We start from the raw sequence: 14075 nt of genomic DNA on the forward strand, positions 1-14075 counted from the left end.
GTTATTGCCGCACACGTTGCAGTGCCGGATCGAGACGATCGCGCAGCCAGTCCCCAAGCACGCACATCGCCAGAGAAACGAGAAAGATCGTCAGGCCCGGCAACACGGATATCCACCAAGACGTGGACAGGTAATCGCGCCCGTCTCCCATGATCTGACCAAGGCTGGTCATGGGTGGCTGAATGCCGAGACCGAGAAAGCTGAGGGCGCTCTCAAGCAGGATGATCTGCGGAAAGTTCAACGTAAGCTGGACGATGAGAATGCCCGCCACATTGGGCAGCACATGCCGCAGGTAAAGCGCCACTGGCGGCACACCGAGCGTGCGGACCGCTTCCGCCCAGGGCTGGCTCTTGGCAGACAGGACCACACCACGCGAAAGGCGGGCGTAAGAGTCCCAGCCGAACATCGCCATGAGAAAGATCAAGAGCCCGAACGAATTGCCGAAGAAGGCGAGCAGCGTCAGGGCGATCAGGATGAATGGCAGGGACGCCTGAATGTCCACGACCATCATGATCGTCTCTTCGACCCAGCCTCTGAAATGCGCGGCGACAAAGCCGAGCGTGCAGCCGAAGAGCGCACCCAGAACGGAACCGAGAAGCGCAATCAGAAGAGATATGCGCAGCCCTTCGGCCATGCGCGCGAGCAGGTCGCGGCCCAGCCTGTCGGTGCCCAGCGGAAACTCGAAGTCGCCTCCGAAGAGCAGCGGCGGCCGCATGCGTGCAAGCAGGTTTTGCTGGGTGGCGGCATGGTCCGAAAGCCAGCCGCCAAACAGTGCGAAAAGAAGGGCGCAGAGGAGTGTCGCGATCGACAGCCATGCGATCGTTGGAATATGGCGCATCATTTGCTCACCCGAATTCGCGGATCGATCAGGGAATAGGTGAGATCGGCCAACAGGTTTGCGAGAACCATGAATGCGGCCATCATCAGGACGAGCCCCTGCACCACCGCCAGATCACGCGAGGCGACCGTCTGCACCAGAAGGCGCCCGATGCCCGGCCAGCCGAACACCGCCTCTACCACCACCGTGCCACCCACCAGCGCCCCAAGATTGAGGCCTAGAATGGTGACGATCGGGATCGCCGCATTGGGCAGCGCATGGCGCAGCACACCGTAAAGAAAGGGCGCGCCCTTGGCCCGGATCGTGCGCATATAAGGGCGCTCCAGAACCTCCAGCATGGCCGAGCGGGTGAACCGCGCGAGCGTTCCCGCAACGTAGAACCCCAGCGTCAGGCCTGGCATGATGAGATGAAGCGCACTGCCCGCTCCCGCGCTCGGAAGCCAGCGCAGATGGAACGAGAAAAACAGGATCATCAGAATGCCGAGGAAATAGTTTGGCAGCGCGAAACCCACGACGGCAAAGGTCATGACGCCCCGGTCGAGCAGGCTGTCGCGCTTCAGCGCGGCGAGAATGCCTGCGGGAATGCCGATGGCCAGCGCCCAGAGATAGGCGACCGCGCCCAGTTGCAGCGTGTTCGGCAGGCGCTCGGCTATTATCGTCGTGACGGCACGCCCATCCTGATAGGAATGCCCGAAATCTCCGGAGAAAAGATTGAGCATGTAAGCGAGGTATTGCTCGAAAAGCGAACGATCGAGATTCCATTTCTGACGAAACTGTTCGATCTCGGCCGGCAGGGCGTCAGGGCTTAGCAGCGCGACAACCGGATCACCGGATGTGCGCAGAACGACGAATGTGAACGTGACCACCGCCCACAGCGTGATCAGCGTTCGCAATAGCCGCTTTAGCCAAAAGCGTCGTCCCAAAGTCTCCCTCCTCATCCTTCTCCTTCAAGGAGCCTAGGAAGGGATCGGAAGACAGCCTAGCTGGAAGAACTTATAGGTTCGGCCGGCAGGAGGGGACCGGATCGAGCAGGCCGTAATGGGCCGCGCGGGCGAGGGTCTGGGCACGATTGCGGGCGCCGAGCTTCTTCATCGCCGACTGCATGTGCATGATAACGGTCGAAAGCGAGCGGTCGAGCGCATGGGCGACCTGCTTGTCGGGACGGCCTTCCGCACAAAGGCGCAGGCATTCCATCTCGCGCGGCGTCAGGCGCACCGCGGTCGTCATCATCGCTTCGTCGTTGATCGAAGCCATGATCTCGTCCTGCAATTCATGCGCCATGAGCGTGAATGCAGCGGCCAATTCATTGTCGAGACGCCTCTCCGGCGGGCGTTCGTTCCAGATGCCCGTTACCGTCGCAAGGCCGCGCGTGCCCCCGCGCACGGCCACGGTGATACCGCGCGCCAGCTTGCGTTCGCGCAGGAAACTGGCCACCTCTGCGGGAATGTTTCCGCGCTCGCTCAGTTCCGAAGACTCATCTGCATGATAGGACCAGTAGACGGGGCGTGCGCGACCCAACGCAATCTTCTGCACCGGATCAAGCTGGTAGAAGCCGCCGCTACACCAGAGTCTCTCCATTTCTCCAGGAATGTTCCGGGAGGCAAGGACAGTGGGAGTGATCAACTCCCCCTCAGGTGTGAAGGGCACGGGAGAAAAGTCATAAATCAATGCCTGCATTCCGAACTTCGCCACCGAGCGGGCAGCCCGATCGAGCTTTCGATCCAGTTCAGCGTTCGATGGCGTTTTCGGCTTTGTGTTCATCACCTTCATCTATTCGGATCTGTCGGGCATCCCAGGCCAGCACTCGTAAAGGCTAAGCGCTGATTTTTGTAGAGGCAAGCCCGATTATCCCGAATACGGCGCACCGCTACGGCCGAGCCATGATGACCCGGGGCGTCCCGATTTCGCGGCGCTGCAACAGCGTTGGCAAGCGGTGACGGGTCGCTGCAACAACCGCGCTGTCGACTTCAGCCATGATGACACACGGATCGTCGCCCGCCGCAGCGATGACTTCGCCGAATGGCGAGATGATCCGGGATTGACCGTAAACCCGCACCCCCTCCCGTTCACCACATTGCGCTGCAGCAATCACATAGGAGCCGGTTTCAATCGCACGAGCTTTCAGCAGGGCTTCCCAGTGCAGCGGCCCCGTCGCCGTGGAGAATGAAGCCGGGATCATCATCACATTCGCACCGACCCCGGCCAGCGCATCGAACAGATAGGAAAAGCGAATGTCGTAGCAGATCGACAGACCGAGCCGGAAATCGCCCATGTCGACGACCACGGCGCCACCCTCACCAGGGGCAACGGCGGCGGATTCCTGGAAATCGGCCGCGCCCCCCAGCTTTACGTCGAATGTGTGCAGCTTGTCGTAGGTTGCCACAACATCGCCCGATGGAGCGATGAGATAGGCTCTGTTCCAGATTCGCTGCCCGTTCTCATGACGCACGAGGAGCGAGCCGGCATGTATCCAGATGCCGAGTTCCCGGGCAAGGCGGCGACAGAGCGCCAGTGTCGTATCTTCCGCCTCGGGCACACACACCGAAGGGTAACGCAGATTGTCGCGCAGAAGTATGTTGGCTGCCTCCGGAAGGCTGACGAAGGACACGCCCTCACCTGCCACCTGACGAACCATCTCTTCGATCTGGGCATTGTTGGCCTGCACATCACCCGTCGTGTTCAACTGGATCGCAGCAACGTGAAGCTTGCTCACAGGTCCCCTCCCTCTCAATCAAGCCGCGCCAGAAAATCGGCGACGACAGCCATGTAAGAACCGCGTTCCTCGACATGCGGCATGTGGCTCGACGCCTCGAACATCTCCCAGCGAGCTCCCGGAATACGGTCAGCGAACTCGCCCACAGTTGCAGGTGAGGCCTCGTCATACGCTCCCGAGATAACCAGCGTCGGCGCCTGCACCCGATGCAGACGTTCCACCACTGTCCAGTCCTTCAGCGTACCGACCACATGAAACTCCGTAGGACCGTTCATCGTGTGGTAGACGGTCGGGTCACGGTCGATCCAGTCGAAGGTGCGCTTTACGAAATCCGGCATGGGCTGCAGACGGCAGACATGGCGCTCGTAGAAAACCTGCGACGCCGCCTGATAGTCGGGATGATCATAGGTACCGTCCGCTTCGTGACGGGACAGGGCATCCTGCGTTTCCTGCGGCAGTTTCTTGCGCAACTCAAGACAGCCCTCCACCCATGCTTTCATGGAGCTGGGTGAGTTGGCGATGATGAGACCGTTCAGCCCTTCCGGCTGGCGCACGGCGTGCTCGGATCCAAGCATGCCGCCCCAGGACTGGCCCAGAAGATTGTAGCGCTGACGAATGCCAGATGATCGAGCAGATTGTCGAGCTCTTCAAGAAACAGGTCGACGGTCCAGAAATCGGGACCGGCCTCCGGGAGATGCGTCGAACGCCCGTTTCCGATCTGATCGTAAAAAACGACTGCGCGGCCTGTGGCTGCGATATCTGAGATGCTCTCAAGATAGTCATGCGTGCACCCGGGGCCGCCGTGAACAGCCACAAGCGGCACCTTTACGGATTTCAGATCTCCGATGACCCGATACCAGGTCTTGTACTCTCGGAAGGACGCAAAATCTTCAACCACATCGACTGCTGGCATGTGAAAACTCCTTTGGGATTTTAGCAGAGCCTTCACCGCCATCCGCAGCGGCGCAATCTGTAATAAATAGCAGGAGAGAAGGATAACGGGCGCGGAGCTGCGCCGTCATCGCTGCTCTGAAGGCGCCTCGCGCCAGCGTGTCAGATGACGGGTAACGACTTCTGTCATGCGCTCGCGGTCATGCGTCTTCAGCGCCTCAACCATTTCGAGATGGTCCAGACTGCTGGACCTCGCCTTTGCCGGCATTGCCCACTGGTTCCACTCACCAGGCAGATTGCGCTCGCGCAGTTCATGGATGAGATCGATCAGCGTGCGATTGCCACAGCAGGCGTAGAAGGCGTGGTGAAAAGCGTGGTTCAGCTTCTGTGCTTCAGGATAGGGAACGGCCTCGAGCGCATCATCGAAAGCGAGCGCAGCGGCTTCTATGTTTGCCACATCCTCTTCGCTCGCCTGCTCGATCACCAGCAGCGCTGCCGGCACCTCCAGCATCAGCCGCGCATCTGTAAGTTCATCGCGCTGCCTGCGATCGGTTTCGGCCACGCGATAGCCGCGATTGGGTACATGGCTGACCATATGCCCCGATGCAAGCCGGGCGAGCGCCTGACGCACGTCAAACCGCCCTACCCCATAGCGTTCTTCAAGATCGACGAGCCGCAGCCATTCGCCCGGCCGATAGAAACCAGCCGCGATATCGGCGCGCAGGCGCTCGCTCAGCCCGTTTCTGATCTCCCTCTTGCTCATCGCTGCCTTCCCCAAACCTTTCGAGGGTTCCCACTACTCTGCGGCAAAGACAAGGGCATCTCCCTCCGCAATGTGTATTTTCCCCGCCCTTTCAGGCACAGGAACATTCACAAGCATGCGAATTTCCTGCCCCGCCAGGGTTAGCTTCTGCTCATAGTGATTGCCCAGATAGCTGGCGGTGGTGAAGTTGGCGTCCAGCGTGTTCGCATCGCTTCCTTTTGCAACCCGCATACGCTCGCCACGTACCGCCAGCCTGGCTTTGGCCCCGGCGGCCATCGGCACCGCGCTGTGACCGTCGAGCTTCTGACCATCCGCCAGACGCAGGCGTGTGACGACCGTGTCGCCCCTGCGGGCGCTTTCCTCAACGATGCCTTCGATAAGATTGGCACTGCCAATAAAGGTTGCTGCAAAGGGATGCTGCGGACGCTCGTAAATTTCCTGCGGCGTTCCAAGCTGAACGACCTTGCCCGCACGCATGACGGCGATGCGATCACTCATTGCCAGCGCTTCTTCCTGATCGTGGGTCACATAGATGGCGGTCAGACCAAGCTCGCGCTGAATTTCCTTCAGCCACACCCGTGCACTCTGGCGCAGCTGCGCATCGAGGTTGGAGAGCGGTTCGTCAAGCAGCAGGAGCGGCGGCCGGAACACCACCGCACGCGCCAGCGCAACACGCTGTTGCTGGCCTCCCGACAATTCACCCGGATAGCGCTTGCCGTAGCCTGAAAGCCCGACCAGATCCAGCGCCTCGTCGACGCGTCGCGCGCGTTCTGCCGGTTCACCTTGCGCAGCTCCAGAGGCATGGAGACATTGCGCTCGACCGTCAGGTGCGGCCACAGCGCATAGGACTGGAACACCACCCCAAAGCCGCGTTTCTCAGGCGGCGCAAACTGACCGTTCGCCTCATCGAAAAGCACGTGGTCGCCAAAGCGGATGACACCGGATGTTGGCCGGTCGAGACCGGCAATCGCTGCAAGCGTGGTCGACTTTCCGCAGCCGCTCGGCCCGAGAAGCGTAAGGAACTCACCCTGCTCCACCGTCAGCGAGATGTTGTTTACGGCGTGAACGTCGCCATAGCTCTTTTTGAGATTTTCCAGAACGAGCTTATTCATAGAGCTTAACTCCAAACACGAGACGGGCGGCGATCAGAAGAATTGCGATCATGACGATCTGCAGGGTTGCGAAGGCGGCGGTCACGCCGGCTGCTCCGTTCTCCCAGAGGCCGAGCATGGTCACACCCATGATTTCCAGTCCCGGCGCCATGAGGAAGATGGCGACGACGTAGGACTTCAGGTGCACGACAAAGAGCAGAATGAAACAGCCAAGCAGCGCCGGTTTCATGAGCGGGAGGAGAATGCGCCGCATGCTGGTTATCCAGTCTGCGCCCACCGTACGCGCCGCCTTGTCGAGATCTGCGCCGATCTGAACTACCGAAGGCTGCACCGCGCCAAGCCCCAGCGGAATGGTCGCCATCACATAGGCGACAACGAGGATCCAGATGCTGTCGCGCAGCCAACCGAAGGGCGCAAAGACGATCGCGGCATAGAAGACCCCCAGACCAGTGATCAGGCCCGGCACCATGCGCGGCGAATAGGCCAGTGCTTCGAGCGTGCGGCGGAACGGGAAGCTCGACCGCTGGATGACGAGTGCAATCAGCGCAGTGAGAAGCGTGCCGAGACCAGCCGCTGCCACCGAGATGATCAGCGTGTTCCAGAGTGCGCGCATATAGGCGTCCGTCTGGAAGACGTCCTTGAAGTTCTGCAGCGTCAACACCTGCCAGACCGGAATGAGCGGCGTCAGGTAGCTGGTGAAGGCGCGCAGAACCAGCCCGAGGATCGGGACGAGAACAACGAACACGATATAGAGAGCGGCAAGCGTGAAAAGCGGCCATCTGAGCGCGCCGAGCTGCAGCGGCGCGGGGCGTGTGCCCTTCCCCTTCACCGTCTCATAACGATGCCCGTTGGACAGAAGCAGTCGCTGTAGCATCAGCGTTGCGCCGACCAGAACCACCAGTACCAGAGCCGATGCGGCCACCATGCCATGCTGCGGATTGGAAGCGCCGATCCCCTCCAGATAGAGATAGGATGACAGCGTGTCGATCCGCGCCGGCCTGCCGAGAAACAGGGGGATCGAGAGCATTTCCACGGCGATCACGATGTTGAGCGCGCTTGAGGTGACGATGGCCGGTAACATCAGCGGCAAAGTCACACGGCACATCACGGTGAGCGGTCCTGCACCGCAGGTCCGGGCAGCACTCTCCAGCGTCGGGTCAATGGAGCGCGCCACGCCGTAAAGACAATAAAGATAAGCCAGCGGAGCCTGCGAGACACCGGCAACGATGGCCATGCCCGGAATGGAATAGAGGTTCCACGGCACGTCGCCGAACATCCGCGCGAAAGCCTGGGTCAGAAAGCCGGAGGGGCCGTAGACGATGAGCCAGCCGACCACCATGATGAGATGCGACAGATAGAGCGGCCACATCATCATGTCGCCCATCACCCGACGACCGGGCATGTCCGTACGCCCGAAGAGAAGGGCTGCTGCCACGCCGAGCACCTGCGCGATGACCGTCGTCAGGCCCGCAAAGGCCAGCGTCGTCAGCGCAATCTCACCAATGGCCTCATTGCCCAGAAGCCGACCGATGTTAGCCAATGTGAAGTGCCAGTCCCGCTCATAGAGAGGGCCGGCGACAAACACCTGAAGCAGGATTGGCAGCGCCGGCGCAAGCACAAGCACCGCCGTGATGATGAAGATCAGCCACTGCGCCATGCGCGAACGGCTGAGAGGCACGATTGCCGGGCCGACGCGCGCAGGCGCAAGCGTGGTCTCGGCGGATTGCGTATTCATGATCTGGCTTTCTTTCTCGCCATGCGGCGGCCGGCAGCTTTCAAGCCGGCCGCCGCATTGATCGATTACATGCCGAAGGCCTTGGCCCAGCGTGCGATGAAGCTTCATGCTCTGTCAGCATGTTCGGGTCGTAATCGATGAGGATCATCTTGTCCTCGCCGCCAATCTCCGCGATCACCTCGTCAAGAGAATAGGACGTTTCGCCCTCCGGCTTAACACCGGGGCGATAGGCTGTCAGCTTGCCTTCCGCCACCGCATACTGCCCCTCTTCCGAGAGGATGAAGTCGAGCATGAGCCGCGCTGCCGCCGGATGCGGTGCCTTTTCCGTTACGCCGACACCGCGCAGAAAGACAGGCGTGCCATCGGAAGGAAATTTCCAGTCTATGATCTGTCCGACGCCCTGGTTCAACCGCGGGAAGAGAACGGGGCCGGATGCGAAGTAGGACGCCGTGTTTTCACCGCTCACGGTCTTCTCGATCATGCCGCCGGTGCCGCCACCGGGTCGCGTCGACGGGCCGATTGCGTCAAACCATTCCCATGCCTTGTCACCATGGTGACGCACGAACGCAAAGTTGATGGATTCGCCAAAAGCGAACTGGCCGTCATAGGTGCCGATCTTGCCCTTGAAGACGTCCGGGTGCGCGGTGATGTTGGCGAAGAACTCTTCCATCGAGGCCGTGCGCAGTTCCTCCGGAACCAGAACCTTGTTGTACATCAGGATCATCGGGTCGGCGGAGAAGGTGTAGACGCCCGGCATCGGAAGGCTCCACTCCGGCAGGAACCGGGCTTCCGGTGACTTGTAATCAACGACGAGACCGTCATTGGCGGCCTGAATCCAGTCACCGATCGTGCCGGCGGCCAGCATGTCGGCTGTCGCCACACCCGTGCCCGTCTCGGCACGATAGCGCGTGAACACCTCGCCCGGCCCGAGGTCGAGCGTTTCCACCTTGATGTCCGGATAATGCTCGTTGAAGGCGGCGATAAGCGGCTCCCAATTCTCCGGCCCCATGTTGGAATAGATCAGCAGCGAGCCTTCTTCATTTGCCTGTGCGATCAGGTCGGCATAGTCCGCCGGATAGTGGTCAGGCAGCGCCTGCGCCGATGACACGCCGGCAGAAAGCGTCAAGAACGCGGCGGATAGAAGCAATGTGCGAAGCATGGAGATTCCCCTTTTTTGTATATGCATTCAAAGCCACTTTTCGATGGCGCCGGCTGCGGCCACGGCAACCGGGCCGAGCTCGTGTCCAACACGATCCAGATACTCGAAGCCCGGCTTCAGCCCCGATTTCTCAAGGCTTTCTTTCAGGGCTTCCATGCGCTGATGACGGTTCGCACCGGCAATGTCGGCGTAAGGCGAGTATTCGGGATGATCCGGTCCCCGCGTCACGAGGCCCTGATCGCTGTCGTTTGCACCGATGAGAAGATGGAGCGGAAGCCCTTCGAGCCCCTTCCTGTCAACCGAACGCCCAATGGCCCTCTCGATACCATCGACGCCGGGCCACCAGGGCAGTTCCGTATCCAGCAATGTTACGGCGCCGGGCGCTGCGATAACCGCGCCGGACAATTTGCCCGCTGCCACCAGCGCATACCGCAGGGCAAACTGGGCCCCGCCAGAAAAGCCGAACAGATAGGCAGGTTGAGACCCTAGAGCGAAGCGCGCCCTGAAAGCTGCAACCATGCTTTCCAGCAGCATCGCATAATCGATGCCCGGCTCGCGGAGAAACTTATACCCGTCCGAATAGCCGGGGTGCGTCACGTCGGCAGGAAAGAGTGGCGCAAACACATTGATATCCTGCCGAGCAGCCAGATCGTCAAATGCGTCGCGCGTTTGCAGATGATCGCGTGCACTGCCGTGAACGGCGATCAGCAGGGGGCGATCAGGCCTGCGCGAGGGAGCCAGCGTCCACGCATAAGCAAAACGCGAATCTGCCTCATGGTCGGCCACCCCTTTTTCAAGCGCAATCGCATCTCCCCCCAGTCTCATGCGCGCTCCTCCGAACGGCTTGCAGGAAAAGCATCGGAACGCCTGCAGCTCGATGCCCCTGCTGATCGCAGAACCAACGGCGCGACAGGAACATCACGTCCCCGTGGACTCGGGTCTGAGAATAGCGTGTTCAATGAGGCTGACATTATATGCTCATAAATTTGCGCAACTTTATGCGCAATTAATGCGGCATTTGCCCTGTGCCGTCAATACAGCTTTTTGCAAAGCGCTCGTTGTGTCCGGGTTCTGTACAGGCAACGACAAGCTGCCGGCCCGCAGCACCGGCGCGGGTCTTCCCGCCTCAGTCCGCAGTCTTCGAGAAACATGAGGGAGTGGCCCTTTGCTCGATCAGGTCACCCTCACGGAAAACAGAGCGGCACACATGCCCGTTCCGACATTGACCGACAAAGACTTCCCGCACTCCGCTGGCGATGGAAATCCGAGCGCCGCGGTCGGTTGACCAGCGACCAGCAATGGAAGGCACGGCAGGAAAGAAAGTCCACGTCCCGATTGAGGTCCGCGGCTTCCAGTACCTGCCCGGCATTGCATTTCACTTCGCAGCGGGAAGGTCACGCGAGATGGCGACTGGTGCCGTCTGGCGCTGCCGCAGGCTCCTCAATGATCAGGCGTCGCCCTTTCGCAATGGCATATAGGCCGCACTTCGGCAGTGCCCACGCATCGCGAGCTGCGCGCTAAACAGATCAGCAGGCCCCGAAAATACGTCCAGCAGAACCGAATGGCTTGACGGCAATCGCTGGTGCGCTGGACTTCAGGTCTTCGGCACATCGCCAGACATACCGTCGCGGTGACTTTGATGCCAATCTGGTGCGCGCTGGTCAAAACGGGACCGAGCTGGAAAGGCTTTTGTTAAAAAAGGGCCGGCGGAATTTTCTTCACGCCAGCCCCGATTGGAAAACAGCTATTCCCACTCGATCATATCCTGAAAGCTTAACTTTCTGATTTCAAAAGCGTTTTTCCCTCAAAGATTCATCTGTACCGACGAAAATACCGTCACGATGTCAAGCTATTGAAATTACTACCTATTTGGGAACATTCAAATCTCTGTTACATCCTGCAACACTCATCAATATGCAGGATCAAATCGAGGGCCTGCAATCATCACTACTTGCGACCACCCTCTCCTCTTCTCCCCACGCTGCTCCAGATGGATACAGCGCTCCTTGACGAGATGTTTCGCACAGCAGCGTAGGGTACGAACCCAATCAGACACGCGCGTTGCCCTGTGCTTACATCAGCACGGCCCAATTGCGAGTGCGATAGCGGCCGAGCGAGAGTTCGGCCATCCGACGGAAACTTCAGCTGCCGGCAGGCGAAGGATCGGTTCCCTTACTATGGTCGCGCATCACTACGGTCGTTTCCTACCGCAGGACAAGGCGGCTCTCGCCGCTCGGATTCTGAACCAGGTTTGGCAAGCGGCCTAGGCGGATTCCAAGGAAGAGCTGGGAACATGTAACCACCGATACCGATTGACCTAATGGCCATCGAAAGCGCGTCTCAGGAAGCGAATCTGGTAAGCGATCACCGTACCGCGCATCGGCTCTTCATAGATGTCGAAATGAGAACAAGGGTACGACAATACCTCGCCGCGAGGCGCACGCTCAGCGATCTCGCGGGCCAGCTCTGGCGGCGTATGCGCATCCTGCTCGACGAGGCAGACAAGGAGCGGCATTTTTAAGCGATGCGCCACCGAACCTGGCCGATCGCCAAAAAAGCATATCGAGGATCACCCTGGGCGCCACGCGGTTTTCCCAATGGCTGCCTTTCAAAGCCGACACGATCTTGTCTGCCCGCTCGGTGGTAATGATCGCACGCTCTCCGGGCCGCCCGACGACCGGCACGTAAAGAGGCCGAAGCCCCAACAACGCGCGCGCCCGATCATTGATGGCAACCCAGAACAGCCCGATGCTTTCGGCCGCCGAACGCCCTTCCACTCTCGAGGGGAACCCGTTGAATGGCACCTGGGCTATCACGGCTGCAGTGGCGGGATTGTGAGCAGCGACATGCACGACATGCGCGCCGCTGAGTGAGCTGCCCCAGAGCCCGATGCGATCGCGGTCGATGCCGTCGAGGCCTAGGGTGAAAGCCACCGCCGCCTTCCAATCCTCAAGCTGATGGGCAATATCGATAACCTGTCGCGGCGTCCCCTCGCTCTCACCGAAGCTGCGATAGTCGAAGGTGAAAACGGCAAAGCCAGCGTCTGCAAAATCCTGTGCCGTGCGGGCGAGCGATCCCTGCTGCGTCACGCTGAACCCGTGCGCCATGATGATCGCGAGCAGTTGGCCAGAATAATCATCCCGTTAGAGATAGCCGATGCATCGAGTGCCGGCTACGTCAAATTCCTTCCTGGAAGGCTCAATCATGCCGCTCTCTTGCGGCCTTTGGATCTTGGCGGAAATCCTCCGCCGCTCGGGCAACGGCACGCATGCCGCCGGGGTTCCAGGACGACGGCAAGCGCACGAATCAGCGACGCGAGCGGAAGTGCACGGCCCTGGCGGCCGGCACTCCCCACTGACGATCAGTCATCGCGCTTGTCACCCAGCAAAGTTACTCCGGCAGATTTCTCGGCAGCCAAAGCCACGCCACGATGCCGACGATCAGCGTCAGAAGCCCACCGATGCCGACCGCTATATGCAGGCCGATAAGGAAGGCGTCCTTTGCCTGCGCGGCGATTTCCGGGGCGATGCCCGCATGACCGAGCGTCTCGTTGAGTGTTCCTGCCACGCCGGGGCCAAGCAGCCGGAAGCTGAGGGCCGCGAGCGATCCCAGCAGGGTGATGCCGAGTGCATTGCCCAACTCGTTGCTGGTTTCCGCAATGGATCCGGCCGCGCCGGCTCGCTCGGCTGGGACCGCCGACACCGCAACCTCGGCGACAAGGCTGAATGACAGCCCGTAGCCAATGCCGGCGATCATGGTCGAGGCGATGAACGCCACGACACCAGCCTCGGTGCTGGTGAGCAGCAGCACAAAGACGCCGCCGCTTATCAACAGATGTGTTGCGACAAGAGCAGTCTTGCGACCTAACCACTCCACAATGCCCGCTGAGCCCACACACGTGGCGGTCAGCACCAAAGCTCCGGGCACGGTGAGCAGCGCGGTCGTGAACACATCGAAGCCGAGCACCGTTTGCAGATAGATCCCGGACAGGTAGCTTGCAGCAGACCAGACCACCAGCGAAAGAAGACCAGTCAGGATTGCGATGGAGAAGATGCGATCACGGAACAGGCCGAGATCGAGCAGCGGATAGTCGATCTGGGTCTGCCGGCGCAGGAACAGCCCAAGGGCAATGATGCCGACGGCCCCGCCCACTGTCTGAATCGCCGTGAAACCCTTGGCCGCAGCGGTCTTGAGTGACCATGTAAACAACAGGACACCGATGAACGACAGCATCAGGCTCGGCGCATCGATCCGGCCATGAGTCGTCGAGCGAACCTCGCGCAGCAAGCCCGGCGCAACGATCAGGAAGGCGAGCACCACAGGGACGTTGATAAGGAACACGACACCCCACTCGAATTGCTGGAGCAGCATGCCACCGATCAGCGGGCCGATGGCGAAGCCGGCCGCAAACGTTGCCGCGAAGATGCCGATGGCCCGCGCACGCATACGCGGATCGGGAAACAGGGCGCTGACAATCGCCAGACCGGAGGGCAGCAACGTTGCACCGCCAAGCCCCATGAGCGCGCGGGCACCGATCAGCATTAGAGGCGATTGCGACCAAGCGGCACCGAGCGATCCGACACCGAAGATCACGGCACCAAACATGATGAGCCTGAGCCGGCCATAGCGGTCGCCGATGTTGCCGAAGGCGATCAGCAACGAGCCGACCACGAAGCCGTAAACGTCGAGAATCCATAGCGCTTGGTCGGCGGTTGGCGTGAGCGCGGAGGTGACGTGCGGCATGGCGAGGTAGAGAATGGAGCCGTCCATGGCAACAAGCAGGACAAGCGGTAACACGGCCATGAGGCCAAGCCAGCCCTTTCTGTTCAGGGAAGCTTCAAGAGCGATATCAGTCATCGGGCAA

The 14075-nt window shown here is 60.5% G+C and carries 11 protein-coding genes and 2 pseudogenes; all 13 read right to left on the reverse strand.

The window, feature by feature from the left end; translation table 11 throughout:
* Position 1 precedes the first annotated feature (1 nt).
* Positions 2–838: an ABC transporter permease gene (locus JCM21793_RS01560; protein WP_025029256.1), complete on the reverse strand. Its 837-nt coding sequence runs from the start codon at positions 836–838 to the stop codon at positions 2–4.
* On the reverse strand, positions 838–1776 hold the full coding sequence (locus JCM21793_RS01565) for an ABC transporter permease (protein WP_202901386.1): 939 nt from the start codon (positions 1774–1776) through the stop codon (positions 838–840). Before JCM21793_RS01565 ends, JCM21793_RS01560 begins: the two co-directional genes overlap by 1 nt.
* Before the next feature lie 55 nt (positions 1777–1831).
* On the reverse strand, positions 1832–2599 hold the full coding sequence (locus JCM21793_RS01570; protein WP_244439612.1) for a helix-turn-helix transcriptional regulator: 768 nt from the start codon (positions 2597–2599) through the stop codon (positions 1832–1834).
* Positions 2600–2705: 106 nt separating this feature from the next.
* Complete coding sequence (locus tag JCM21793_RS01575) at positions 2706–3551, reverse strand: carbon-nitrogen hydrolase family protein (protein WP_025029259.1); 846 nt, start codon at positions 3549–3551, stop codon at positions 2706–2708.
* Positions 3552–3565: 14 nt separating this feature from the next.
* Positions 3566–4464 (reverse strand): annotated as a pseudogene (locus tag JCM21793_RS23490) (proline iminopeptidase-family hydrolase).
* 105 nt (positions 4465–4569) lie between these two features.
* Positions 4570–5205 (reverse strand): GntR family transcriptional regulator, encoded by a 636-nt coding sequence (locus JCM21793_RS01585; protein WP_007009455.1) that lies wholly within the window; start codon positions 5203–5205, stop codon positions 4570–4572.
* 33 nt (positions 5206–5238) lie between these two features.
* Positions 5239–5859, reverse strand: a complete 621-nt coding sequence (locus tag JCM21793_RS29935; RefSeq protein WP_244439624.1) for an ABC transporter ATP-binding protein — start codon at positions 5857–5859, stop codon at positions 5239–5241.
* Positions 5860–5877: 18 nt separating this feature from the next.
* Positions 5878–6317, reverse strand: a pseudogene (locus JCM21793_RS29945) (ABC transporter ATP-binding protein); the annotation flags it as partial.
* A complete protein-coding gene (locus JCM21793_RS01595) occupies positions 6310–8052 on the reverse strand; it encodes an ABC transporter permease (RefSeq protein WP_025029260.1) in 1743 nt (580 codons plus the stop codon). The gene JCM21793_RS01595 and the pseudogene JCM21793_RS29945, both read right to left, overlap by 8 nt.
* Before the next feature lie 40 nt (positions 8053–8092).
* Positions 8093–9211 carry an ABC transporter substrate-binding protein gene (locus tag JCM21793_RS23500; RefSeq protein ID WP_244439613.1) on the reverse strand — a complete coding sequence of 373 codons (1119 nt, stop codon included), beginning with the start codon at positions 9209–9211 and terminating at the stop codon, positions 8093–8095.
* 27 nt (positions 9212–9238) lie between these two features.
* Entirely contained in the window at positions 9239–10036 is a 798-nt protein-coding gene (locus JCM21793_RS01605; protein ID WP_025029261.1) for an alpha/beta fold hydrolase, read from the reverse strand.
* Positions 10037–11655: 1619 nt separating this feature from the next.
* Positions 11656–12318 carry an alpha/beta hydrolase gene (locus JCM21793_RS23505; RefSeq protein WP_051556093.1) on the reverse strand — a complete coding sequence of 221 codons (663 nt, stop codon included), beginning with the start codon at positions 12316–12318 and terminating at the stop codon, positions 11656–11658.
* Positions 12319–12601: 283 nt separating this feature from the next.
* Positions 12602–14068 carry an MFS transporter gene (locus JCM21793_RS01620; RefSeq protein WP_025029263.1) on the reverse strand — a complete coding sequence of 489 codons (1467 nt, stop codon included), beginning with the start codon at positions 14066–14068 and terminating at the stop codon, positions 12602–12604.
* Between the last annotated feature and the right edge of the window lie 7 nt (positions 14069–14075).

Origin of the sequence: Nitratireductor aquibiodomus NL21 = JCM 21793, assembly GCF_000615975.1 — a bacterium.
Classification (GTDB): domain Bacteria; phylum Pseudomonadota; class Alphaproteobacteria; order Rhizobiales; family Rhizobiaceae; genus Nitratireductor; species Nitratireductor aquibiodomus.

Excerpts from the sequence above, each read along its gene's own strand:
- JCM21793_RS01560 (WP_025029256.1), bottom strand. The coding sequence starts at position 838 with ATGCGCCATATTCCAACGATCGCATGGCTGTCGATCGCGACACTCCTC.
- JCM21793_RS01565 (WP_202901386.1), bottom strand. The coding sequence starts at position 1,776 with ATGAGGAGGGAGACTTTGGGACGACGCTTTTGGCTAAAGCGGCTATTG.
- JCM21793_RS01570 (WP_244439612.1), bottom strand. The coding sequence starts at position 2,599 with ATGAACACAAAGCCGAAAACGCCATCGAACGCTGAACTGGATCGAAAG.
- JCM21793_RS01585 (WP_007009455.1), bottom strand. The coding sequence starts at position 5,205 with ATGAGCAAGAGGGAGATCAGAAACGGGCTGAGCGAGCGCCTGCGCGCC.
- JCM21793_RS01595 (WP_025029260.1), bottom strand. The coding sequence starts at position 8,052 with ATGAATACGCAATCCGCCGAGACCACGCTTGCGCCTGCGCGCGTCGGC.
- JCM21793_RS23500 (WP_244439613.1), bottom strand. The coding sequence starts at position 9,211 with ATGCTTCGCACATTGCTTCTATCCGCCGCGTTCTTGACGCTTTCTGCC.
- JCM21793_RS01605 (WP_025029261.1), bottom strand. The coding sequence starts at position 10,036 with ATGAGACTGGGGGGAGATGCGATTGCGCTTGAAAAAGGGGTGGCCGAC.
- JCM21793_RS23505 (WP_051556093.1), bottom strand. The coding sequence starts at position 12,318 with ATGGCGCACGGGTTCAGCGTGACGCAGCAGGGATCGCTCGCCCGCACG.
- JCM21793_RS01620 (WP_025029263.1), bottom strand. The coding sequence starts at position 14,068 with ATGACTGATATCGCTCTTGAAGCTTCCCTGAACAGAAAGGGCTGGCTT.